19 protein-coding genes are annotated in these 24,827 nt (G+C 33.8%); 10 read left to right on the forward strand and 9 right to left on the reverse strand.

The annotated features are described in order from the left end of the window. Nucleotides 1–265: hypothetical protein (locus tag B0A67_RS25455; RefSeq protein WP_242670893.1), on the forward strand; the 265-nt coding region annotated here is incomplete at its 5' end. Nucleotides 266–332: 67 nt separating this feature from the next. Here the strand turns inward: B0A67_RS25455 and B0A67_RS00200 are convergent. The 3 genes from B0A67_RS00200 to B0A67_RS00210 all read right to left on the reverse strand — a co-directional run bounded on the left by B0A67_RS00200 (nucleotide 333) and on the right by B0A67_RS00210 (nucleotide 3,438). Next, a complete protein-coding gene (locus B0A67_RS00200) occupies nucleotides 333–1,520 on the reverse strand; it encodes a hypothetical protein (RefSeq protein WP_072953438.1) in 1,188 nt (395 codons plus the stop codon). A gap of 36 nt (nucleotides 1,521–1,556) precedes the next feature. Continuing rightward, the gene (locus B0A67_RS00205) at nucleotides 1,557–2,444 is read right to left on the reverse strand and encodes a helix-turn-helix domain-containing protein (RefSeq protein ID WP_072953439.1); all 888 of its coding nucleotides are present in this window, start codon (nucleotides 2,442–2,444) and stop codon (nucleotides 1,557–1,559) included. Between the two features lie 307 nt (nucleotides 2,445–2,751). Beyond that, nucleotides 2,752–3,438 carry a hypothetical protein gene (locus B0A67_RS00210; protein WP_123887303.1) on the reverse strand — a complete coding sequence of 229 codons (687 nt, stop codon included), beginning with the start codon at nucleotides 3,436–3,438 and terminating at the stop codon, nucleotides 2,752–2,754. A 333-nt stretch (nucleotides 3,439–3,771) separates the two neighbouring features. On the opposite strand from B0A67_RS00210, the gene B0A67_RS00215 reads away from it, so the two are divergent. After that, complete coding sequence (locus B0A67_RS00215; RefSeq protein ID WP_072953444.1) at nucleotides 3,772–5,454, forward strand: helix-turn-helix domain-containing protein; 1,683 nt, start codon at nucleotides 3,772–3,774, stop codon at nucleotides 5,452–5,454. Nucleotides 5,455–5,561: 107 nt separating this feature from the next. Here the strand turns inward: B0A67_RS00215 and B0A67_RS00220 are convergent, their stop codons facing one another. The 3 genes from B0A67_RS00220 to B0A67_RS00230 form a co-directional block, all read right to left on the reverse strand. Next, nucleotides 5,562–6,176 carry an HNH endonuclease gene (locus B0A67_RS00220; protein WP_072953446.1) on the reverse strand — a complete coding sequence of 205 codons (615 nt, stop codon included), beginning with the start codon at nucleotides 6,174–6,176 and terminating at the stop codon, nucleotides 5,562–5,564. Nucleotide 6,177: 1 nt separating this feature from the next. Then, the gene (locus tag B0A67_RS00225; protein ID WP_072953448.1) at nucleotides 6,178–7,329 is read right to left on the reverse strand and encodes an AAA family ATPase; all 1,152 of its coding nucleotides are present in this window, start codon (nucleotides 7,327–7,329) and stop codon (nucleotides 6,178–6,180) included. 69 nt (nucleotides 7,330–7,398) lie between these two features. Continuing rightward, nucleotides 7,399–8,223, reverse strand: coding sequence for a DUF6615 family protein (locus B0A67_RS00230; RefSeq protein ID WP_072953451.1), 825 nt, complete (start codon nucleotides 8,221–8,223; stop codon nucleotides 7,399–7,401). Nucleotides 8,224–9,109: 886 nt separating this feature from the next. Between B0A67_RS00230 and B0A67_RS00240 the strand changes: the two genes are divergently transcribed. Genes B0A67_RS00240 through B0A67_RS00250 form a run of 3 tightly spaced genes read left to right on the forward strand, consistent with a single transcriptional unit; the run spans nucleotide 9,110 to nucleotide 16,195 of the window. Then, nucleotides 9,110–12,133, forward strand: a complete 3,024-nt coding sequence (locus B0A67_RS00240; RefSeq protein WP_072953455.1) for a SusC/RagA family TonB-linked outer membrane protein — start codon at nucleotides 9,110–9,112, stop codon at nucleotides 12,131–12,133. Nucleotides 12,134–12,143: 10 nt separating this feature from the next. Beyond that, entirely contained in the window at nucleotides 12,144–13,529 is a 1,386-nt protein-coding gene (locus B0A67_RS00245) for a RagB/SusD family nutrient uptake outer membrane protein (RefSeq protein WP_072953457.1), read from the forward strand. Nucleotides 13,530–13,564: 35 nt separating this feature from the next. Beyond that, nucleotides 13,565–16,195, forward strand: a complete 2,631-nt coding sequence (locus tag B0A67_RS00250; RefSeq protein WP_084074394.1) for an alpha/beta hydrolase family protein — start codon at nucleotides 13,565–13,567, stop codon at nucleotides 16,193–16,195. A gap of 58 nt (nucleotides 16,196–16,253) precedes the next feature. On the opposite strand, the gene B0A67_RS00255 is transcribed toward B0A67_RS00250, so the two are convergent. The 3 genes from B0A67_RS00255 to B0A67_RS00265 all read right to left on the reverse strand — a co-directional run bounded on the left by B0A67_RS00255 (nucleotide 16,254) and on the right by B0A67_RS00265 (nucleotide 18,600). Beyond that, nucleotides 16,254–16,526: a hypothetical protein gene (locus B0A67_RS00255; protein WP_072953461.1), complete on the reverse strand. Its 273-nt coding sequence runs from the start codon at nucleotides 16,524–16,526 to the stop codon at nucleotides 16,254–16,256. A 101-nt stretch (nucleotides 16,527–16,627) separates the two neighbouring features. Next, nucleotides 16,628–18,112, reverse strand: coding sequence for a MauE/DoxX family redox-associated membrane protein (locus tag B0A67_RS00260; protein ID WP_072953463.1), 1,485 nt, complete (start codon nucleotides 18,110–18,112; stop codon nucleotides 16,628–16,630). A gap of 197 nt (nucleotides 18,113–18,309) precedes the next feature. Further along, nucleotides 18,310–18,600: a hypothetical protein gene (locus B0A67_RS00265; protein ID WP_072953465.1), complete on the reverse strand. Its 291-nt coding sequence runs from the start codon at nucleotides 18,598–18,600 to the stop codon at nucleotides 18,310–18,312. A 336-nt stretch (nucleotides 18,601–18,936) separates the two neighbouring features. On the opposite strand from B0A67_RS00265, the gene B0A67_RS00270 reads away from it, so the two are divergent. The 5 genes from B0A67_RS00270 (at nucleotide 18,937) to gapS4b (ending at nucleotide 24,810) form a co-directional block, all read left to right on the forward strand. Then, nucleotides 18,937–19,326 carry a plasmid mobilization protein gene (locus B0A67_RS00270; RefSeq protein ID WP_072953467.1) on the forward strand — a complete coding sequence of 130 codons (390 nt, stop codon included), beginning with the start codon at nucleotides 18,937–18,939 and terminating at the stop codon, nucleotides 19,324–19,326. Next, complete coding sequence (locus tag B0A67_RS00275; RefSeq protein WP_072953469.1) at nucleotides 19,314–20,579, forward strand: relaxase/mobilization nuclease domain-containing protein; 1,266 nt, start codon at nucleotides 19,314–19,316, stop codon at nucleotides 20,577–20,579. Before B0A67_RS00270 ends, B0A67_RS00275 begins: the two co-directional genes overlap by 13 nt. Nucleotides 20,580–20,598: 19 nt before the next feature. Beyond that, a complete protein-coding gene (gene mobC / locus B0A67_RS00280; RefSeq protein ID WP_072953471.1) occupies nucleotides 20,599–22,590 on the forward strand; it encodes a conjugal transfer protein MobC in 1,992 nt (663 codons plus the stop codon). Nucleotides 22,591–22,765: 175 nt separating this feature from the next. Further along, the gene (gene gapS4a, locus B0A67_RS00285) at nucleotides 22,766–23,704 is read left to right on the forward strand and encodes a GapS4a family protein (protein ID WP_072953473.1); all 939 of its coding nucleotides are present in this window, start codon (nucleotides 22,766–22,768) and stop codon (nucleotides 23,702–23,704) included. 2 nt (nucleotides 23,705–23,706) lie between these two features. After that, on the forward strand, nucleotides 23,707–24,810 hold the full coding sequence (gene gapS4b, locus B0A67_RS00290; RefSeq protein ID WP_072953475.1) for a GapS4b family protein: 1,104 nt from the start codon (nucleotides 23,707–23,709) through the stop codon (nucleotides 24,808–24,810). The last annotated feature ends 17 nt before the right edge of the window (nucleotides 24,811–24,827 follow it).

Raw genomic sequence — 24,827 nt, forward strand, 5'->3', positions numbered from 1 at the left:
TATTATTTCTACAGGGTATTCTATAACTGAAAAAGTTTTGTGCTACTTTCTCATAGCTTTAATTAATTTATTATTGCGTCTTTCCGCTCTCGAATTTTGCAGTGAAACAACCGCCCAAATCGCTGCAGGTATCCAGCCGATTAAAGTAATCTGCAAAATAAGGCACAACAGTGCAGTCAGAATCTTTCCTCTGAGAACAAAGGAAATACACGGAAAAAATATGGCTATTAAGGTCATGCTACTAAGGTTTTATAATGTGTCGTAAATAATAAAATTTGTTACTCAATTTATTGTTTTCTCAATTGAGAATTATTTCTTTTTAAAATCATTCACTAATATGAATTTATTTTTTTAATAAGCCTTTCCAGCGTTTGTACAGCTATATCCTTGTCACGTTCCTCTGCATTATATGATTTGCTTCTAACAGATTGATAAGAAAGCTCTCTCTTAAAAGGAGTTGATAAATAAGGAACGATCATCTTAAAAAAATGATTCATAGAACGTGCTTTAACTATTCTTGACTCATCAGCAGCTCTAAGTATCAAGGCAATCTGATCTGCAGATAAATCACATTCTAGTTTATTGTCTGTTGAGTCACCCGAAAACTTAATACTAGCAACGTCTTCCTGTTCAACTTTAAGTTCAATATCTAACTTTTTGTTCAAATAATTAATTTCTTGCACAAACCAGTTTTCTACTACATTTTTTATGTTACTCCTGTTGGGGTCAAATGACACTTTTTCGTTGGAATAAATTCTGTCAAATTCTTTTTGAAAGAAAAGCAATTTCGTAATGCGATGTGCTAAAGGTTCAGTTTCTAATTCACTATTTATTTGTTCAATAATATAGTCAACATACTCTGCGCTGTTAAAATTCTTCTCAATTAAGACTTTATCAATTTCTGAAAATATAATTTCGTCATTAATACATCCAATATTTTTAATCCCCTTCAGTAGCTCCTTTTGGTACAAAAGCTGACGATAAGTTATCTTTTTTCCTGAAAATGACTTCAAAAACTGGGATAAGTTTCTAATAATAATTTTCAAAATGATGCTGCTTTCCGAAGCTTTTGTTGAAAGTTTCCTTAATTTCATTTCAAGTTCATTTCTTGATAGCATCAAATAAGTAATCGGCACTCTTTCATCAAGGCTTAAATAACTAAGGAATCTATTTTCGACCAGTGACAGAATTTCTTCCAATTTAGACCGGAGTAGATTAAAGACAATCGACAATTCAGAAGTGTCCTGAAAAATTGTTTTCTGGTTTTCAATAACTGTATCGAGTAGATATACAATTGTCGAGTGATATTTTCGCACCTGCAGACGAACCTCTCTTTTTTTGCGCAGGAGAAAAATTTCCTTTTTCAACGCGTTTTGTATATTCTTTGATTCTTTTTCTATATGTTCTGAAATAATTATAAAGTCCTGCTTAGAAAATTTTTTAAGTAACGGATTATTTATATTTAATGTTTGTGTTATCAATGAGTCAAACCATTCTAGAGGATATATTTTGTTCATCATAGTATTGTTTAATTTAAAAAATTAATACAACGAAAACTAACGATGCTTGAATCTCTCGATAGAATTCGAACGATACTCAGTTGGGGTTAAAGATGTGTGATTTTTGAAAAAAAAGCTGAAGCTTGAAATACTGTGAAATTCTAATTCCTCAGAAATTTTACTTACACTTAGATGTGAGTCCTCTAGTAGGTTTTTGGCCTCGATAATAATTGTCTCTGCAATAAGTTCTTTTGCAGTTTTACCTGTTAGTTGTTTAACTATTTTATTTAAGTGTCCTGGGGTAACAAACATTATTCCAGCATAATAATTGACATAATGTTGTTTTTTTGAGTGAATTGATAATAAGGCTAGAAATTGAATCATCAAACTTTCTTTTCTTGAAAAGTTTAATGCTGAATCTGATGTATATTTTGAAAAAATTAGCTTCAATTCATATAGAAATAAATTAAAACTGATTCTTTGCAGTTCGTAATCAAAACCATTATTTTTTTTATCCTTGTTAACAAAATAAATGAGTCTGTATATCAGAGATAAAACCAAAAACTCTTTCTCTTCAAGAGGAAATCTTATCGAAGTATTTCTAATAAAGAAATAGAACGACTCAACAAGCTCTTTTTTCAGGCAGTTTTTGATTGCAAATTCGGATGAAAAAGAAATTAGATAAAATTGAAGCTTTTTTTGTATTTCAATCAGAGTGAAATTAGAGTTTTTAGGAATCACTAAGAGATCCCATGGACATAAATCTTGAATCCCCTCCATTAACTGAATTTTAAAGTTGCCTGATTTTATTAAAAGAATTGATAAATTTTTAGTGGTGAATGTTTCTTCACTAGCTGTTCTTACTATATATTTTTTTATAACATGAATATCCAATCCATCATGTGGCACTTCATTTAAATCAATATTAATTAAATCTTTAAGCATAAGCAGTTCGAGTTCGGAATTCAATAGATTAATACGTTGTATATTTACCGCTCATTTTTAAATGAGTTTTCCATCAGAATTATTGAAAGAAAGTACAAGTTCAAAAGACAGGTCAGAAATAATAAATAGGCTAATTTTCTAGGGTCTATAACTTTTCTGCCACCTTTAATTATGTAGCCAACTATTTCATCATAACCAAAAAGCGTTATGATGAAATAAAGGCTCACAAGATTAAATATGATCAACAGTGTATACAAAATAATTCTTGGTTTCATAAAATTGTTATAAATGTTAATCAAGAGGAAAGCTAAATTAAGTTCTGCAATAGCGCGATTATGGAAATAATCGATGCATCATTTGTCGAAAAGAATTTTCTTGCAGGTTTATTTCCTGCGGATAGATCCCAGTCTTTATCTTTCCGTTCAGCCTCAGAATATAACGAATATCTGGAAATTGAAGTTATTGTCAGTATAGTTTCCGATTCATCCTCGTCAAAAGAGCTGCTGTCAATAATAGTTTCTTCGTATCCAACAATATAATTGTAGGATGTCGTAAAATCTAATTGTCTATGATTGATTAAACCTTGAAGGAAATTAATGAGAGTACCTTTTGCAGTACTTGTTAGCTGGCTATTCTGTACAATATTGATCATACAGTTATCGGGATCAGCCATTATTGATTCTACAATTGAGTCGTTAAATATAATTTTGCTTTTTTGAGTATTTTTCTTCTCAATATGCGATTTAAGATAGCGTATTTGCAAAGACATTTGATCTATTGAATTTGGAAATTGATTATTACTTTGATAATCTACCAGAACATCATAATATGCTTTTCCTTTGAAGTCAAAATAATTTCTTTGATTTTCTGGATTCATTTTGAGATTTGGTACTGTCTCATCAGAGTTTTCGATTAAAAGTGGATCGAAATCAGAATCATTAGAACACGATGCTAAAAGGCATAAAATTGCAGTAAGAAATAAAAAATTTTTCATGATAGGATTTGTTTGAAGGTTGAATGAGAATTTCTTCTCAGTCCATTTCATCCGGATAAGCAGAACTTTTTTCAGCACGATACTGAACATTTTGCTTTTGAATTCATGGCAAATCTATTCTGTTGAAAAATTTCCCGCAACTTGTTATGTATGGATTTTCCGAAAAGTATGTATGGATTTTCCGAAAATCCATACATACTTTTACGAATTTTAATACATTAAACTTCAATACTTTATATTATATTTGAGTTAAGATATTGTAAGATAATATCGCTATAGTAATTATTCTCCTACGGTAGTTGTTAATTAATTATTCTCCAAAACTCCTTATGTATGAAGTGCTATCAATTACTTTTATTTTTATTATTCTTTTCTCAATGTTTACAAGCCCAAAAAAAAGGTTTTCAAATTCCCGATTCTTTAAAAAATAAGAATTACAAGTATCTTGATGAAAAAATTGATGAGTTTGCGAAAGACAGCTCAAAAGCCTTTATTTATTTACATACTTATTTGAGAAAAGCCAAAAGCGAAAAAAACTGTGAAGAAGAAGTAACAGGTTATCAAAACTTACTGCATGCGTCGTCCGAAAAATTACGAACTGTTTATGCCGACAGCATGATATACGCAGCTAAAAAATCTGGAAGTGACATTCTAATTGGTTCTTCTTTTTTAACTAAAGGTATCGTGTACTATAGTTTGAAGAGACATAATTCAGCTTTAGACAATTATATAATTGCAAATAGCTTTATTTCAAAAACAAGTAACGATTACTTAAAGTATAAATTAAAGTATCATATTGCTTTGACAAAACTCTATTTAGGATATTATGACGAAGCTATCTCTTTATTGAAAGAATGTATATTTTACTTTAAAAAAGACAAACCAAGACCCTATTTAAATTCACTCCATTCATTAGGTCTATGTTATAATAGAAAAGGTAACTACGGATTATGTTCTGAAACTAATGCCTTGGGATTAGAAGAATCAAAAGATTTGGGGATTAAAGAAGTAGAAATTTATTTTATACATTCAGAAGGGATTAATGAATACTTCGAGAAAAACTATACATCCTCTATAAAAAACATCCAATCTACTATAAAAGAACTGAAAGAAAAAAAAGACTTTGGCAATGAGTCAGCAGGGTACTTTTATATTGGAAAAAGTTACTGGGAACTAAGAAAATTTGACTTGGCTATACCCTATTTTAAAAAAGTGGATTATCTATTTAATACTAAAGGTTACATTCGTCCTGACATCAGAGAAATGTATGAGCTTCTTATCAATTACTACAAATCAAGTGAAAACCCAAAACTGCAGCTCTATTACATTGACCAGCTATTGAAAGCTGACCGCATCTTAAATGATACCTTTAAATATTTAGTTGGAAAAATAAACAAAGAATACCAAACGCAGGAACTACTCTTTGAAAAAGAAAACATACAGGCCCAGCTTACAAAGAAAGATCAAAATTACTCAGTTCTTGTAGTGTTCACTTTAATATTGTTTCTTGGTATTCTTTTTCTTTCTTATCGGTCTATTAGAAATAGAAAGTTATACAAAAAAAAGTTTGATGAACTGATGCTGAAAAATAGTAAAACTGACTTTCTAAACAAAGCAAGACCCCGTAATGAAAAACCTGCTATTTTGGATATTAGTCCTGAAACAGAATCAACAATTTTAAAACAACTTGAAAAATTTGAAAAAGAAAAAAGATATATAGAAAAGGATTGGAATCTTACAAAACTATCAGCAGCCTTTAATTCAAATCCAAGGTATTTATCGAATATTATACGACACTACCGTGATAAAGCTTTTACAGAGTACATTAATGATCTTAGAATCGATTTTATTATTGATCTTCTCCAAACCGACAAACAAGCACGTCTATTTACAAATAAAGCATTAGCTGATGAAGCTGGTTTCAGCAGTACCCAGCTTTTTGTAAATGTTTTTAAAGCTAAGACTGGAATGCCAACAGCTTTTTTTATAGAGCAGCTCAGAAAGGAGATTATATAGTTCGTTATTAAAAAATAATTCTTTAATCGATACGAATGTTGATATATATTTTATGACAAAAGTACCTTCACTATTTTCAATTCAAAATTTGTAATATTAGTAATCTATTATAGTTTTGATAAAACAGTCAATAAACTTTGACGTAAATAATTTGAAAACTTTTCTGAAAGAACACTTTTTTCAGAAATTCCTTGCGCTCTATTAAAAGTATCAATCTCAAAATCCTTTAATTTAAAATAATTGTAGGTATAGGCACCTTTATCTTGCGTTTTAATGACATATTTATTTAAATATTTGTTTCCAACTCTATTGGTAACAATCACTAAATGGTCAGTATAAATATCTAAATTAGGATGAATAAATTTATAATGTTCAGATCGATAATAATCAGTACCCATAGCAACTAAATCGACAACGAAATCAGTTTTTTGACCTTTTGAAGTTAAATTACATTTTTTGCATGCAACATTAACATTTAATTCATCAAAAGTAATACTACGAAATCTACCCTTAGGCAATATATGCTCAACGTCTATACTAATTCTATGTACTCCATTGAAAATTGATGCACAATAACAGCATTGATAAAAATCTCCAACTAGATAATAATTCTTTATTTTAGTTCTTATTCCTACAACTAGATCATCATCCCAACCTTTTCCACCTGGTAAAAGCGCTTGATTAATCGCAACTAGTTCGTCATCTGTATAATCTAAAGGCATTTTATGATATTTCTTTTAATATTTGATCACTCATCTCTAAGACTTGGCGTAAGGCTTTCTTTTGTTCGTTATCATATGAACTTTCAATAAGCTCTAAAACTTCCTTCCTAAATTGTCCGATTCCAATTTTTTTTAAAGCTAACAAATTTAGTTTTTCAACGAGATACTCAGATAAATATCGATTTTGTGGAGCTGTTATATCAAAATATTCTTGATATATTTCCTCTACATTGACTTTCTCTTCCTTATTTAAAATAAATTCTCCATTAATACCTTTAAAGATGTTAATATCTTTTGCATGTAATTCCGCACCATTAATAATTAATGGTGAATGAGTTGCAACAACTATTTTAGGTTCAAAAAAATAAAACAATTCATCTAGCCTCCTTATATATTCAATTTGCCATTTAGGATGTAGGCTGTTTTCTGGTTCGTCAATTAATATCACAGTGGTATCATCTATTGTAGCAGTAATAAACAGAAGTGTAGTAATCAAAGATAATTCACCTGAACTAGCACCTGCCAGTGGAATCAAGGTTCCCTTCTTAGAAAGATATACATCTATTCCTTTTATAAGTTTTAAAGACTTGAGTTCTTTTTCGAATGAAAATATCTGAATTAAAAAAGAATTAGTTAAATCATCAAAATTATTTACATAGAAATTTACAGGAACAATTTTACTATTATGAAAATTTTCATCAATAAATCTATTTAAGAAAAATAAAAAAATCTCCTTTAAATCTGGTGCGAGATTTGAAGCAATAATCTTCTCTCGGAATTCCAAGTCTAGTCCTTTTATTCCAAAACCTACAATTGGATCATAACCAATATAGTCCAATGTTATTCCTATGTTTCTTAATCGCTTTGAATCGTCTTGGTTTAACTCTTTCAATGTATTTATCAGTGTCTTTTGAGCTAAATTCTTTCCTGATGATGCGCGCAAAGCTTTTTGCTTTTTATTTCTTGAAGAAAATTTGTCATAAATACTATTCGCGATTGCAATCACTTGCATATTTTGCGACAAATAAAAATACGAGATATCATTTAATAACGAACTTTTACCACTTCCATTTTCTCCAATTAATATGCTAATATCTTGGTTTTTATATTTTGGAAGCAGTAACTTAGGAGGTATTTTACTATAGTGTATCATATTTTAAACCGATTGCAATTATATACTTTTATGTCTTATAGATTAATAATTTAGGCTATTTTAAAAGTTTTAAACTTTCAGAAAACCGTCAGCTCCGATTCTCATTTCACTTTTACTCAAAATTATTCTAGCAAATGGATTCCATCCGTCTTTATGTATTATTTCATTGCTATCTTCTACAGTTTGCCTATTTTTCATTTGTTCTACTGTTATAAAGCCGGTTAATCCACCTGGGTTAAACAAACTCTCAAAATGATTATCCATATCGATTTCATCTAAATTATATAATTTGCTACCATTGACATACTGATAATTACAACATGACAGAAAACGCCATGGTCTTCCGAACGGCTTAGGATTATTGGCTGTACCTAAAGTTCCAGTTTTATAACTTTCACAATGATTTTTAATATCTTGTATAGACATAATTGCACAACCAAATTGTTTTTCATCATATTGGCCGGCACAATCATAATCTATTTTTTTATAGGTGGGACAGCCATTATACATCAAATAATAAGCATCACATTTAACTGTTCTAGAAAATTCATCTAAAGTATCATATTGTTTTCTACCTGTATTGCCAGAATCTCTATTAAGATGCATAAATCGACAATCTATTTCCATCATTTTTGCTTGCAATAAGACCCTGAAGAACTGTGATTGACCATTGTCTATATATAGCTCTAAATCACTACCCGTATTAACTTCATCTAGCGATTTCTGGGCAAATACCGTAAATGTCATATTATTTTCAATGTAGTTTTGAATTTCATCCAAAACTATAATTCTTGAGATACCTTCCTCATTCAACCTGTTGTCTCTCAAATGATTTCTACAAATTTTATCCCAAATTATTTCAGAAATGTTTTTAAAAAGGTCACATTTGCTCATAAATTAATTTTGTTACAAACATAGATAATCATTCTTGTTTTAAATTACGCTTTTACGTAAAAACAGAATATTATTATTCATTGAACTAAGTACATTATGCGATTAAAAAAAAAGATGCTAAAGCATCTCCTCTGATTATTTTTCTATTAATTTAAAGAATTCCGAAATTTTAATATTTTTCGCTTCACAAATTTTACTTAAAGTATTTACGGGAATATTATAATTGAATTGATTATTGTTTAGAGCGGTATTTTTTATTTTTCTTACGATGCTCTCTTCTATTCCATGATCTAATCCGAAGGCACGCTGAGACTTATAAGTTTCAATCCAGTTCTTATAAATATACTTACATATTATTTTACTTGTGTCGCCCATAGTAACAAAGAAAAGCTAATAGAAAAAAAATAATGCGTACGAAAATGCGCATTTTAAAATATTTTGTTATATTTGTAATGAAATACATATTTTTGCGATACTTCATAAAAAAATATTTGAAGCATTCGCTTTGAATCTTGCTTAGAAAAACTGGACACTTTTTTAGCGCGCAAGATGATAAGTGCAAATGCCTACGCTTAAAAGTGCGTGGGCTCACTTATTTGTGCGCAGGTAGTCCAGTAAATCCTTCTAAACAATAAGTCGAGTTCCACGTCACTTTATTAAGCGACGATTCTTCTTAAAATTCATAGCACCTCTTCTTTGTTTAATTTGACATTCGCTTTTAAGTCAAACATTTTAATTAACATAGCCACTGAATTAAACAATACTTTAATACTGATGTACTAAGCAATTTTGCTTCATACAAAAATAGCTCTCTATCTCGTCGCCAAACTAACATAGAGAGCTTTTAGCTAGTCAAATCCATATTTAACTAACCAATCCCAATATTATGAATTATTTTTCATTTTACAAGGATGGGAAAGCACTTTATTGCCTTATTTTAATAGGTCTCTCATTGTGTTTCTCATCAGTTTATGCCGGAAATCCAGTCCGGTCAAATACCAATAAATTGCAGCAGAATCAAATTAAAGGAACTGTGACCGATGGTTCTGGCCCTCTGCCCGGGGTAACTATTGTCGTCAAAAATAGAAGCGGAACCGGAGCAGTTACAGATTACAGCGGACAATACGAGATCTCTGCATCGCCAACTGATACTCTTGTTGTGTCTTTTATCGGTTTCAAAAAAACTTTAATTCCAGTAAATGGACGATCTAAAATTGATGTCGTCCTAAAATATGATACTACAACACTACAGGAAGTAAGGGTTAATGCAGGTTACTATTCTGTAAAGGAAAGTGAGCGCACTGGAAGCATAGCCAGAATAACATCTAAAGATATTGAATCCCAGCCTGTCACCAATGTTCTCGCAACCATGCAGGGACGGATGGCTGGAGTAAGTGTTGTTCAGTCAACAGGAGTTCCGGGTGGCGGTTTTGACATTAAAATTAGGGGACAAAACAGTCTTCGCAGTGATGCTAATACGCCGTTGTATATAATTGACGGGGTTCCGTTTTCATCAGAAGCAGTGGGATCTTATATAACAAATACCGCTTTTCCTTCGCCTGTAAGTCCCCTTAACAGCATTAATCCAGATACTATCGAAAGTATTGAAGTACTTAAAGATGCTGATGCGACAGCCATTTATGGTTCTCGCGGAGCAAATGGTGTTGTGCTTATAACCACCAAAAAAGGTCGGACGGGAAAAACCGAATTCAATATAACCGCTAGTACCGGATTTGGAAAGGTAACAAGGTTTCTTAAACTCATGAATACCCAACAATATATATCTATGCGCAAGCAGGCTTTTGTTAACGATGGTATTACTGAATATAATTCATGGGACTATGATGTTAATGGAACTTGGGACCAGAATCGATATACAGACTGGCAGAGAGAACTCCTCGGAGGAACAGCTATGATAAATAATGTTAATGGGACTGTATCTGGAGGCTCAGAAAACACTCAATTCCTTGCGGGGGGTAACTATTATTCTGAATCAACTGTTTTTCCCGGTACCTTTCTGTATAAAAAAGGAGGAGCACAAATCAGTATGAATCACAAATCCGCCGACCAGAAATTTCGCTTTAATTTTTCTGCTGTTTATAATTCACAAAATAACAATCAGCCATCTTATGATTTTACTTATGATGCACGTTCGCTTCCTCCTAATGCTCCTGCTCTCTATGATACCGCAGGTAATCTAAACTGGGAAGACAACACCTTTGACAATCCGCTTCGAAATCTTAATACTAAATTAGAGTCAGTAACTAATGATCTTACCGCTAGCGCTCTGCTCTCTTACGAAGTATTAAAAAATCTTACTTTAAAAAGCAGTTTTGGATTTACAGACTTAGGCAGTAAGGAAACACGCGTTGTGCCATCTACTACATTAAACCCTGCTTTTAATCCAACTAGTGCCAATTCATCAATATTTGTAAATAATACCGATCGCAGTTCATGGATTATTGAACCACAGATAAGCTGGGGTGATAACACCTCTATAGGGAAAATGGAAATCCTGCTAGGCTCGACATTTCAAAGTCAGACAACCAATAGACTACAGCAGTCGGCAACTGGATTTAGCTCAAATAGTCTTATTTATAATCTGGCTGCCGCCAAAACGGTTCGCATGCTCTTAAATGACGAAACGCTCTATAAATATCAGGCAGTTTTTGCCCGTTTTAATTACAACTGGGAGCAAAAATATATTATCAATTTAACTGCACGAAGGGATGGTTCAAGCCGTTTTGGTCCGGGTCGCCAATTTGCAAATTTTGGTGCTGTAGGCGCTGCATGGCTTTTTTCCAAAGAAAATTTTTTAAAAGATGCTTCATGGCTGAGCTTTGGAAAACTGCGTGCCAGTTACGGAACAACGGGTAACGACCAGATTGGAGATTATCAGTTCTTAGATACCTACACTACCTCCGGTGTTTTATACAATGGTGTTATTGGTCTAAAGCCTTCACGTCTTTTTAATGAAGATTTTGGCTGGGAAACCAATAAAAAACTTGAAGCCGCTCTTGAACTTGGGTTTATTCAGGATCGAATTTTTGTTACCTCTGCATGGTATCGAAACCGCTCTTCAAATCAGCTTGTTGGTATACCAATTTCGGGTGTAACCGGATTTACTGTACTGCAGGCGAATTTAGATGCAACAGTTGAAAATTCTGGATTTGAATTTACTTTGCGGACAGACAATATAAAATCAAAAAATTTTAGCTGGACTACGAATTTAAATTTTACCGCTTCCAAAAATAGATTAATCAGTTTTCCCAGACTTGAGAGTTCTTCCTACAGTCAAATATACAGAATAGGAAAACCGCTTAACATTGCAATGCTTTACCAGCTAAATGGAGTTAATCCTCAAACTGGCGTCTACAACTTTCAAGATCTTAATAACGACGGAATTATATCATATCCGGAAGACCGTCAAAACACAGCAGATCTTAACCCGAAGTATTATGGCGGTTTGCAAAATCAATTGGTTTATAAACGCCTAACCCTTGACTTTTTATTTCAGTTTGTGAAACAGAAAAACAGAACCTATCCAATGGGACCTGCAGGTATGATGAGCAATCAGCAGCAGCGAATAAGTAATGCATGGATGAATCCGGGTGATTCTGTTCCATACCAAATTTACACAACAGGTTATAATAATGATGCTTTAACAGCCGATTATCTGTACACAGACAGTAATGGATCCATTACTGACGCTTCTTTTATACGTCTTAAAAATGTTTCGCTCATGTATGATCTTCCGGTAAATTTAAAAGAGAGCCGAATAAGATTACTGCTGCAGGGACAGAACCTGCTGACTTTTACTAAATATCCAGATGGTGACCCCGAATTTACCTCATACGGTTTTCTTCCTCCCTTGAGAGTTATTTCTGCTGGAGTACAACTAACTTTTTAAAAAACAGATTATGAAGACATTATTTAATACATATAAATCCCTGCTGTTGTTCTTTGCAAGCTGTCTTGCATTTTCCTGTGATTCTTTTGTTGAGGTAGAACAGCCTCAATCACAATTACCAAGTAGTGCTGTATTTGAAGATTACAGTACGGCAACCGCCGCACTTACAGATATCTATTCTAACATTAGGGACAAGGGTATTCTGACAGGTTCTGCTTTCGGAATTTCAAATACTGCAGGCTGTTATGCCGACGAGATTACCAGTACCCAAAACCCCAGCAACAGCAGTCTGCCTTTTTATAACAACAGTCTTCTGCCTTCTAATACAACAATTGCTTCGCAATGGAACGGTACATACAACCAGATATATTCTGCAAATGCTGTCCTAGAAGGTTGTGAGAAAAGCAAAGTTCTAACAGATATTCAGAAAAAACAGCTCAAAGGAGAATCATATTTCGTTCGTGCTCTGCTTCATTTTTATCTGGTCAATCTATTCGGAGATATCCCCTACATCATTACTACAGATTACAAAACAAACAGTACGATGTCTAGAACGCCTGTAGAGCATGTATATCAAAAAATTACCTCCGATCTGGAAAATGCGGTAAGTCTTCTGCCTGTAAATCAGATCGTCCCACAGAAGGTCCGTCCTAATAAAACTGCTGCAGAAGCACTTCTTGCACGAATTTATCTTTTCCGAAACATGTATCCCGAAGCTTCTAATATGGCTTCAGCAGTTTTAAACCAGTCAGGAACATACAATCTTGAAAGTATAGAAAATGTATTTTTAATATCCTCAAAGGAAACTATCTGGCAGCTGCAATCAGGGGCAGCTGGACTAAATACACTGCAGGCTTCTTTTTTTACTTTTTCTAGTGCTCCGCCTCCGCTTGTTTCTTTGAATAATGACCTAGTGAATAAATTTCCAACTGGAGATCTTAGAAAAACAAAATGGGTTAAAGCTGTCTCAAGTTCTGCTGGTACATGGTATCATGCATATAAATACAAAGAAAACAATGCCACTTCCACTTCAAAAGAATATGCTGTTCTACTGCGCCTGGCTGAACAATATCTCATCCGATCTGAGGCAAGAGCTTTTCAAGGAGATTTAATAGGTGCGAAAGAGGACTTAAATCTGATCCGCAGACGCGCCGGCCTATCTGATACTCCCGCTCTATCTAAAGACGAAATTATAAATGCAGTACTTGAAGAAAGACGCTGGGAGCTATTTACGGAATACGGACATCGTTTTATGGATTTAAAACGCCTCGGAAAACTTGATAGTACCTTAAATAGCTTAAAACAAGGCTGGAATACTGATGACAGATTATTTCCAATACCACAGACAGAATTTAGCACGAATCCTAATTTGGGAAATCAAAATCCGGGATACTAATAATAAATCGATCAAACTAAATAAAATAAAATAAAATGCCAATTTCCAACCATTTTATATCCCGAGGCAGATTTTTGCTTTCATTTTTTATTTTGCCATTAGTAGGCTGTCCCCTATGGGGACAGCAATGGCAGAAAAAACAATTAAAATCCGAAGATTATCATCTGTGGAGCACAATGGATTTGCAAAAATCCTCCGAGGACGGTAATTGGATTAGTTATTCATTAAATTATGAACAGGATATAGACACATTATTCATACGCAGTGTTTTGAATAGCAAAACATACAGTTTTACTAAAGGATATAAAACCACCTTTTTGAACAACAAATATTTTGTCTGTGCGAGTGAAGGAAGTCTTAAACTGCTTAATCTTCGAAATGGAAATATCAACATTACAAAGGATGCAGTTGAGTATGTAGTCAGCCGTACCTGCAATAGATTAATAATTCTGCAGAAATCTGCTGAAGGAAAAAATATATTATTAATCAAATCTTTTTCAGGGCAAGTAATTAGTCAAATTGAAAACATAACCCAATTTGCACTAAGTCCAAAAGGACAGTATCTTCTTTATTGTGTTTCGTTTCAAAAACACAGTTATCTGAAGCTTTTAAATTTAAAGAAGCTTACTCTGGATCATGTAATTTTAGAAATAGATCAAAGCATTTCTTTTCAATCATCATGGCAGAAAGACGATAATGCATTTACTTTTATAACTGTACCTGACGATAGATCACCTCATGTACTTTATTATTATAATCTGCACAACCGCGCTCTTAAAAAATTTAATCCTTCAGCTTTTTCATCGTTTCCTGAACACACTAGCCTAACAGCAGATAATTTCCGAAAAATTCTAATTTCAAGGGACTCAAAGAGAATATTCTTTGCAATAAAAAAGGATAAAGTAGTAATCGAAAATCATAAGAAAAAAAATGTTGAAATTTGGAATGCAAACGATAAATGGATTAATCCGCAGCAGAATAAAGAAGGCAGTTTTGCGTACATGACACAGCTTGCTGTCTGGCTGCCTCTGGAGAATCGTTTTAGCCAGCTCACGTCCAAGGAACTGCCCCAAATAATGATTAGCGGAAAACAGGATTATGCATTGCTCTCAAATCCAGAACAATATGAACCACAGTTTGACTACAATGGTCCCAGAGATTATTTTATTATGGATCTGAATAACTTTGAAAAGAAACTTTTTCTTAAAAAACAGGAGGGTGAAAATGCAGTTGTAATTCCTTCACCAGCTGGAAAATACATCAGTTACTTCAAGAATGACAACTGGTGGATATATGACATATCAAAACAGACTCACCTTAATTTAACTCAAAAAACTGGTGTCAAATTTAAAGCAAAAGAGATTATTCTTGCGCCCGAATCTCCATGTGGAATTGCCGGATGGACAGCCGACGATAAAGAAATAATTATTTACGACCAATATGATTTATGGTTCTTTGATTCCTCTGGAAAAAACTATAAGAGACTAACACATGGCAGGGAGTCAAGTACGGTTTTCCGTGTCGCATCTTCATCTTCGAAGTATTTAATAAACAACCTTTATGACGGGTTAAATTCATCAGTTATATCAATTTCAAAAGATATTTATCTTACTGCGGCAGGTCAGGATGGTAAAACAGGATTTTACAGTTGGACTACTCAAAAAAGTGAAGAGAAATTATTTTATAATGATAGTTATACAGATCAGTTTAGGACAAATGATGATGGAAAAATTTTCTTTTTCAGTGAAGAGAAATTTAATCTTCCTCCCCGTGTGATAACTTTCCGAAATAAAAAAGCACAGATTGTTTTTCAAAGCAATCCGCATTTTGAAAAATATCATTGGGGCAGGTCTGAACTTATAGAGTTTTATAATTCTAAAAAAGAGCGTCTTCAAAGTGTGTTATTATTTCCGGCGAATTATGATGCCACCCGAAAATACCCCATGATTGTTTACATTTATGAAAAGCAGTCGCATCTTGTGCACAGGTATAAAAATCCTTCCGAATTTAATTTAAATGGTTTTAATCCTTCTGTTTTGACATCAAAGGGCTATTTTGTACTTCTGCCTGATATTAAACTCGAAAAAATGCGGCCTGGAATTTCGGCACTAGACTGTGTTACTGCGGCTGTTAAAAAAGTAGAATCAATGAATATTGTTAAACAGGACAAAATTGGACTTGCAGGCCATTCTTTCGGGGGCTATGAAGCTTCCTTCATAGTCACCCAGACACCAATGTTTGCAGCTGTTGTAGCAAGCGGAGCCATAACTGATTTAAACAGTTTTTATTATACTGTGGGACAACAATCAGGAAAACCAAATATGTGGCGGTTCAAAACCTACCAGTGGAATATGGATAAAGCACCTTACGAAATTCCTACACAATATGATCAAAATTCACCCATCAGATTTGCCGACAAAGTGCAGACACCTGTACTTTTATGGACTGGGAAAGATGACCAGATAGTAGATCCAAAACAAAGCATTGAATTTTATCTGGCCCTGAGAAGGGCATCAAAAAAAAGTATTATGCTTTTGTATCCGAAAGAAAACCATCTGCTGTCCATTCCTGAAAACCAGAAAGATATTACCCTTAAAATGATGCAGTGGTTTGACTACTTTTTAAAAGATGATATTTCAACGAACTGGATTAAAGAAGGCATATAAAAAAAGCAGTGCAGTATCTGTACTGCACTGCTCTTTCTCCTAATTTGAGAGCCCTTATTTAAGGACGATACAGCGGTTGAATACAATTATTATCGCTGTCTTTGTCGTAGGCAATAGCTCCACTTGTACCGTTTACACGGCAAAGAAAAGCGCTCAAATTGTCACTACATTGAACTTGAACATCTGTACACTCGTTATTGTTATCAGCTGGATAACCAATTTTAGGTGCTGCAGAAGATACTTCCTGCATAGATGTTGTGAAGAATGCACCTGCTACTGCTAAAACAACTGCCCCGGCGCGGGCAGTTTTGTTTAAAAATACTGCTTTCATAATGTAATAATTAATTTGTTTGTATGATCTACTCTTTTCTACAGGTTTTCGATCTCACTCCTGTTACCTGCGCTGGTATATTTTTAATATATTCTTTCAACTTAAAGTTCCTTTATAAGGATTGGCTGCAATTCGTAAACCACCAGATCTGTTCCTATTATTGCATATAAATAGTTAGCCGATACATGAAGATAAATCAACTTATCAGACTTTGTTTTATAAACGGGAAAACTCATCAGATAGGTTTTCTTTTCTAAATCGTAAACATCTATTATAAATGATTTCTTCCAGAGTTCATCATTCTCATATTTTCCTTTAACCTGCGAGTTTACAAAAAGAAGATTTCCATTTATAGCTGCATGGGCATTCACAGCCTGTGCAGGTGATGAAATTTCCCTTACAGAACCATTCTTGGTGTAGGCCACTTTTAAATTTACTTTCGAAATTGTATCTATTGTATGATTTCTTGATTCGAGATTTCCATCTGGGTTAATAATAAAAAATTCATTTCTGTAATAATAAAGATATATTCCCTTGTTCATTTTTCTGCTGTAAAGCAACACACCGTCAGTATCAAAAATCCCATCAATCTGTTTCTGCAATAATTCTCTGTAATATTTTATCTTACTATCAGATTGTGTGTAGATTCCCAGAATATTATCTAATGTTTTAGGATCATTTGACCGTAAAAATATTCCGCCTGAATTCATTGGTGCGTACGTAGTGAAATATGACATTTTTTTATATTCCTTAGTAATTTCCCAGTCAATAGTTTTTCCTTTATAAAGCTTTGCAATTGACCCGTCTGACAGATAAAATAAAGAATCACACACTAAAATTTTTACGGTATTAAAAAGCACATTTTTTTTAGGATTGAAAACTATTTTTATTTTCTTCGAAGATTTCAGTTCTGCATCAAATTCACTTAGATATAGCGGAGTGCTGTAATTTCCCAAATACAATTTATTACCAGAATTGCCCGCAAAATAATAGGAATTGTATTTTAGGTCATACGAATTTTTAAATACCGCCGGGTGGTTAGGAAACCTTCTTGTAAATGGATTTTCGTAATGCATTATTCTCTCAGACTGAAGATATAAAATCACCACAATAGCAGTACTGGAAAGTACAGGAATAATAATTTTGAGGACATTCTTTTTATATGTATTTTGCTCTAAAACAAGTATTGCAATTAAGGCAAGCAGGATAAAAATTATATTAAAAACCAAATGAGTATTCCAGCTCATTTTTTCTAATACACCTCCGCATGAACAGGGAATGAACGAACTATAATGTAGAATAATAAAAATGTAGACGCTGAACATAACCATAAGGTTCAATGCCATATATAATCCTGTTTTTTTTAAACGTGGCAGCAGCAGCAAAGCTGCAATTAAAAGTTCTGTTGCAGGAACAAATCTGGCTATCCAAAATGCAAATGCGCTGAGCAATGGCGATTTGCCTACCTGCACTTCAAAGCTTTCCAATTCAATAATTTTACTGACTGCTGCATAAACGAAAAGTATGACATGTGCGATACAGACAAATTCAATAAAAAAATTTTTAATACTACATTCCGATTTCATGCTACTTTATTTTATATAGTTCAAAAAAATCAAACTCTTACGATTAACATACAGCAAATTTAGGACGCGATTTTTAAACAGCAGTTATTAGAATCAAGCCAAAGTTTTATAAAATCAGGCAATTTTTCATACAAAAAAGCAGCTTAACAGATATATCGGATATTTGTTAAGCTGCTCTCTTTCTAACACATTGTTTCTTATTGCTTAGAGGTATCTCCTAGAAGGTTAAGCTTTTCATTCAGCTCCACCAGACCTGCTTTTTGCAGACATTCCTCTGAGAGGTTTTCAAGCTCTGAAAGGCTCTCTTTAGAAGTGCCTGACAAAAGACTTATGCCGTCCTTTTCTGCAGCAATTCCTTCTTTAATAACATGGGAAAGCAATAGAACATTCTTTCGCGAAATCTTTAAATCTATCTTTACCGTTTCTCCCATTCCCGGACTACTCAATACCGTATCGAATATCCTTACTACATCATTTTTTGTAAACATAATTTCAGCGTTTTTGATTAATACTAACACTTTGTAAAAATAAAAAGTCCCTTTGAAATTATTCGCTTCAAAATCTGGTGATGATTGTCTGCTGGCTCTACCTTTATTAACTTCGTCTAAGCAATTGAAAAAAAAATTGTCTTTATCTGTTTTAAAGGTTAGTTAAATAAAACTGTTTACATAATTATTTTAAGTATCATAAAGACTGCCGTTTTTGTGCAGTCGGCCAGATGTCCGGTTGTATCACAACCGATATCTGGCTGCCTATTCGCTCGGAACTCGCTGGCAGAGACTTTTTAAGGATGAAAACTGTGTTAGAAATGAAAAGGATAAAAAATGAAAGAGAAAAACACCAACCGGACCAAATGGATTCATCTGCGTCTGACACCTGACGAAATGAAACTTTTAAAAGACAGATTTAATAAATCACTCTGTCCAAAACTTAGTGATTATGCCCGTAAAAATCTGCTTGGAAAACCTGTTATTTTAAAGTACCGCAATCAGTCCGTAGATGATTTGGCATTGGAAATCTCAAAGCTTAGAACAGAAATTAATGCTGTTGGAAACAATTATAATCAGGCAGTAAAAAAACTGCATTCGCTTCAGCAGATTTCTGAATTTCAAAACTGGATTTTGTCATCGCAGGAAGATAAAAACAAGTTGTTTGAATCAATCGAGACAATAAAAATATCCATGCACAAATTCATTGAAAAATGGTTGCCGTAATTAAAACAGGACAGTCAGTTCGTCGTGTTTTTCATTACAATGAGAACAAAGTTTCCGAGGGCACAGCAAGATGTATTGGTGCTGAAAATTACCCGGCGGACCATGATAAGATGACCTCGTCATTTAAAGTAAATTATTTGGTTCGTACACTTGAATTAAACGAAAATGTGAAGCGGGGAAGTGTGCATATTTCGCTCAATTTTCATCCATCGGAAAAAGATCTGAACGCTGAAAAATTAATGGATATTGCCCAGAACTATATGTCTGAAATCGGCTTCGAAGAGCAGCCTTATTTAGTCTATCAGCATTTCGATGCTGCGCACCCGCACATTCATATAGTTTCTGTAAAAGTAAAATCAGACGGCAAAAGAATTGATATGCAGAATATCGGAAGAAACCAGTCAGAAACTGCACGTATTAAAATCGAAAAAGACTTTAATCTCATAAAAGCACAGGGCAGGGAAAAAGAAATATATAATGAGCTCAAGCCTATTGATACAGTGGGTGTACAATATGGTAAAATACAATCAAAAAAAGCTGTTTCAAGAGTACTTGATTTTGTTCTGGACAATTATCAGTTTAAAAGTCTTGCCCAGCTAAACGCAGTGCTTAATCTTTATAATGTTTCTGCTAGTCGAGGCTCTGAAAAATCAAGGACATTTAAGGCCGGCGGTCTTATTTACAGGATAATCGACAGCAATGGAAAATATAGCGGGGTACCGATAAAAGCAAGTGATTTTAACAATAAGCCGACACTTAAATTTCTGGAGAAAAAGTTTGAAGAAAATAAACTAAAAAATAACAGACCTGGTATTCGTATTAAAAATGTCATCAGGAATATTTTCCAAGATGATAGGCCTACTCTATCCCAGCTTGAATCTGAATTGGATAAGATAGGCATCAGTATGGTAAAACGCCTTTCAGCCGAAGGATCCTTATACGGACTTACCTATGTTGACCATATTACAAAACATGTTTGTAACGGAAGTGAGCTTGGAAAAGAATTCTCTGCCGCAGCAATCTCTAAGAACTGCAGTACATCAGAAAATGAAATTAAAAACAGACCACATTCACCCGAAGTAAAAACACTTTTGGAAATACAGGAAATACTTCACTTGAAGAAAATTTCTGTAAATGGTCTGCAGGACCTCATACAAGTACTCACTGAAAAAGAATTTTACTCTGGACATATACCGAAAGAATTCAAAAGAAAAAAGAAAAACAGAAAAAGAAAAGGTCTTTCCAATAATTAATCATTTAAAATTTACAGTTATGAACACAGGGGAAAATGAACAGGCACTGAGAAAAATTTTAGATATGTCACGCCTTATCAGCATCATACTTTTAGGAATTCATTTTTATTATTACGGCTATCAAGTCTGTAAGCAGATTGGTCTTGTTTCACAATTCAGCGACAAAATTCTTGAAAATATTTATAAAGCGGGATTATTCAGTTTTTTTCACAAATCAAAACTGCTCGCGCTCCTATTTATTTTTATATCTCTTTTGGGGGCAAAAGGGAGAAAAGACGAAAAACTGAAACTTAAAACAGCTCTGCTTTTTCTCATTGCAGGAATACTTTTCTATTTTGCGAGCTGGTTTATTTTGCAGGTCCAGTACAATATAAAAATTGTTTTTCTGCTTTACGTGATAACAACATCTTTGGGCTTGCTTTTTATCATTACTGCAGGCACCTTACTTACAAGGATTATAAGGCGAAGTTTAAACTCACGTGATATTTTCAACAAGGAAAATGAGACCTTTCCACAGGAGGAAAGACTTCTTGAGAATGAGTATTCCGTTAATCTTCCAGCCCAGTATTATCTTCGTGATAAAATCCGAAAAAGCTGGATCAATATCATAAATCCTTTCAGGGGAGTTCTGGTCTGCGGATCACCAGGATCCGGAAAATCTTATTTTGTTATACGTCATATAATCACCCAGCATATCGGAAAAGGGTTTAGTATGTTTGTCTATGATTTTAAGTTTGATGACCTGACCAAAATCGTTTACAATGCCTATTTAAAAAATAGACATTTATACAAAGTGATGCCTGAATTTTATGTAATTAATTTTGATGATCTCACCCGCACACACAGGTGCAATCCCCTCGACCCTGCATCCATGACAGACATTACCGACGCGGCAGAATCTGCTCGTACAATTCTCCTAGGGCTTAACCGCGAATGGATTAAAAAACAGGGTGATTTTTTTGTTGAATCGCCAATTAATTTCCTTACCGCAGTAATCTGGTATCTCAGAAAATTCAACGATGGCGAATTCTGCACCCTGCCCCATGTGATTGAACTTATGCAGCTGGATTATAAAATCCTCTTCACCCTTCTGCGTTCTGAAAAAGAAATTGAGGTGCTTATCAATCCATTTGTCAGTGCATTTTTGAACGATGCCTCTGAGCAGCTTGAGGGACAAATTGCGTCAGCTAAAATTTCAATGGCAAGGCTTTCTTCTCCCCAGCTTTACTATGTGCTTTCCGGAAATGATTTTACACTTGACATTAATAATCCCGACGCTCCAAAAATTGTCTGCATGGGAAATAATCCACAGAAAATCCAGACCTATGGCGCTGTACTTTCGCTCTATACCAGCCGGCTGATAAAGCTTGCAAACCGTAAAGACAAATTAAAAAGTAGCCTGATTTTTGATGAGTTTCCAACCGTATACCTCAACAATATTGACAGTCTAATTGCTACTGCACGAAGCAACAAAGTAAGTACAACTTTGGGCATACAGGACTTCAGCCAGCTGAAAAAAGATTACGGCCGTGAGCAGGCAGATGTGATTATGAACATCACTGGAAATATTATTTCTGGACAGGTTACCGGAGATACCGCCAAACAGCTTTCTGAACGTTTTGGGAAAATAATGCAGGATCGCGAAAGCCTTTCTATTAATAGTTCTGATACTTCTATCAGCCGTTCCAGACAGCTCGAATCCGCTGTGCCGGCATCTAAAATAGCATCACTTAGCTCAGGCGAATTTGTAGGTATGTGTGCTGATAATCCTGATTGCAAGATTGAACTAAAAACATTCCACTGTAAAATTTTAAATGATCATAATGCGCTGCAAAAAGAGACAGACAGTTACAAAGAAATTGAGCCAATACGAATTCTTGACGGTGTACGCATCAATCGAAATTATACACAGATCAGAGAAGACATTACTGAACTGTCTGAATCTGAAATGGACCGCATTTCAGAAAGCATTCACCTAAGACACCTCATCATCAAGAAAAAGAAATCTTAAGTCACCTAAAAACCAACAGCTTATTAATTTCTGGATTTACTTTACGGAAAACCACATTGTTTTCTAAGTATAAGTTTACAAATACGTTAATAACTTTCTCACTTTAAACCTATTTCCAGTGCATAAAAATTACAATATTGGCTTAAATTAGCAGGCAAACAAAACACGTAAAAGAATGGGAGAATGGTCAAAAACAGTTGGCGAAAAAGGTGAAAAGGTAGTGGACTTTTTCTTCAAAGATATACTTGGGTATAACTCGGTAAGTTCCAATGAGACAATCGGCTGCATAAAAGGAACAAAACATAAATCCAAAACAGCAAAAGGAGATAAAACTACTCATGGCATTGATGCCCTAATAAGCGTAAAAAGTCCGCTTGAAGACAAATTATTAGATATTGTGGCTATCTCTTCGAAATATACTGCGGATGAATATCCCAAAAACCCGAAAGCTAAATTTAAAGAACATTTCGAGGACTTAGCCTTTACATTGGAATGCTTCAAAAATTCCAAATTATATGCAGAAACAAACTATAAATTTGGAGGAGTGACCAGAACCGAAATCACTGGCGTTCTAGTGTGGCTTTCAGACAAGAGTCCCAAAGACTATGAACTTATTCCTAAAATTTCAAATGTACAGATTGATACAGATCTAATCTTTGACAAAATTATAGTCATAGATAATGACAGGATTAATTTTCTATACCAGACAATATATAGGGCAAAAGAAGTTTTTGGTGTAGAAAATGTAAAATTTGTATATCACAATAGCAGTTTAAATGTCATTGGGCTAAATTCAATGAGCTACGGAGATTTCATGCCGATACAATATGTATTCTCCGATATTATCCCCTTAAGAATTGAAAAAGGATCTGATGTGGAATTCATTATCTTCTGTAAAGACGGTTTTTCCAGTGATAATCTTTCCAAACTGCTTTCTTTTGCAAACAGTTTTGATCACTTGGCCTCGGCGAAGAGGACTATCTTATCATTCCCTGATTACAATGAACTGCATCATAAAAGCATAATTGAAAGCGAGCTATTCAAATTCCCAAAATACAACTTTAATCAAAATCTGCTGGTTAATTTATATCCATCTGATTTCAGAAATAAATAAAAATGGAAAAAGATTTTTTACCGCAAGGAGACCACGTAAGACAATTGCTTGTCAACGCTACCATAACGACATCAAACATTAATAGTTTACTAAGAGATAAAGGTGTTTTTCTGGGACACATCGAGAAAAATAATTCTATTCCTCTATTAATGAAAACCCTCATAAGCCCATCAGACTTTCGAGATTTACATGAGGCCCAGAAGAAAAAAGAAGATACGATTAAATTCAGAACTGCTACAATTAAGTGTACAAGCGAAGTTGATCTTTCAAAGGTATTTTCTAATTCTGTAGACTTAGGAAGCAAAATAAAAGAGGCGCATAAATATGAACCCAATTTTAAGCTGTTAGGAACACCAACTTTTTATTTAGAAGATGATACTGCTGTTTTTGACTACAAGATTGAACGAGATAACTATCTGGAAAATTGGACCAGCAACAAAACAGAACATGCGGGAAAAGTATTCGTTAAAAAATCGAAAGGGGGAACACTTGAATTATCAGTTGAGCAAAACTCAACATCTAAGGAAACCATTCTTATAAATGAGCTAATAGTTGGGGAGGTAAAAAAACTTCTGAAAAATGAAAGTTTTATTAAACCGGATGAGGATTTTATCCGAATCAAATTTAAAGACTTTACCAATGCGCAAAGAATTCAGTTCTTTTATTCCTTTACTAAAGATTTCTGCATCTATCTAAAGTTTCTATCCATAACTGATATTGACCTTTATCTGGACGAAGACCAAGAGTCCCACAAAGACATCAAAGCATTGGTTGATGAAATTGATTCATTGAAGATTAATGGTCGAGGGCTTCAAAACAATCCTCTCCTGAAAAACAATCTTTACCATGACAAACTAATTGTTGCATCAATCTCGCTAAAATTTAGTTTTGATATCAGGGGCGTCAAAGGTAATGCCAGTTTAATAATAGCATTTCCAGATTACATCTCGAAAAAATCGGCAGATGCAGAACTTCAGATTTCTTTAAATTTTACGATTGAAAAGGAACATAAGCGCAGTACGACAGAAACGCAGTTAAGAAAAGAAATTTATGCTTTCGTCGAAAAACATAAAATAGCAAACTATACCTTATTCAAATCATCTTAAGCCATTTAATTGAACCC

Source organism: Flavobacterium aquidurense, assembly GCF_002217195.1.
GTDB classification, from domain to species: domain Bacteria; phylum Bacteroidota; class Bacteroidia; order Flavobacteriales; family Flavobacteriaceae; genus Flavobacterium; species Flavobacterium frigidimaris.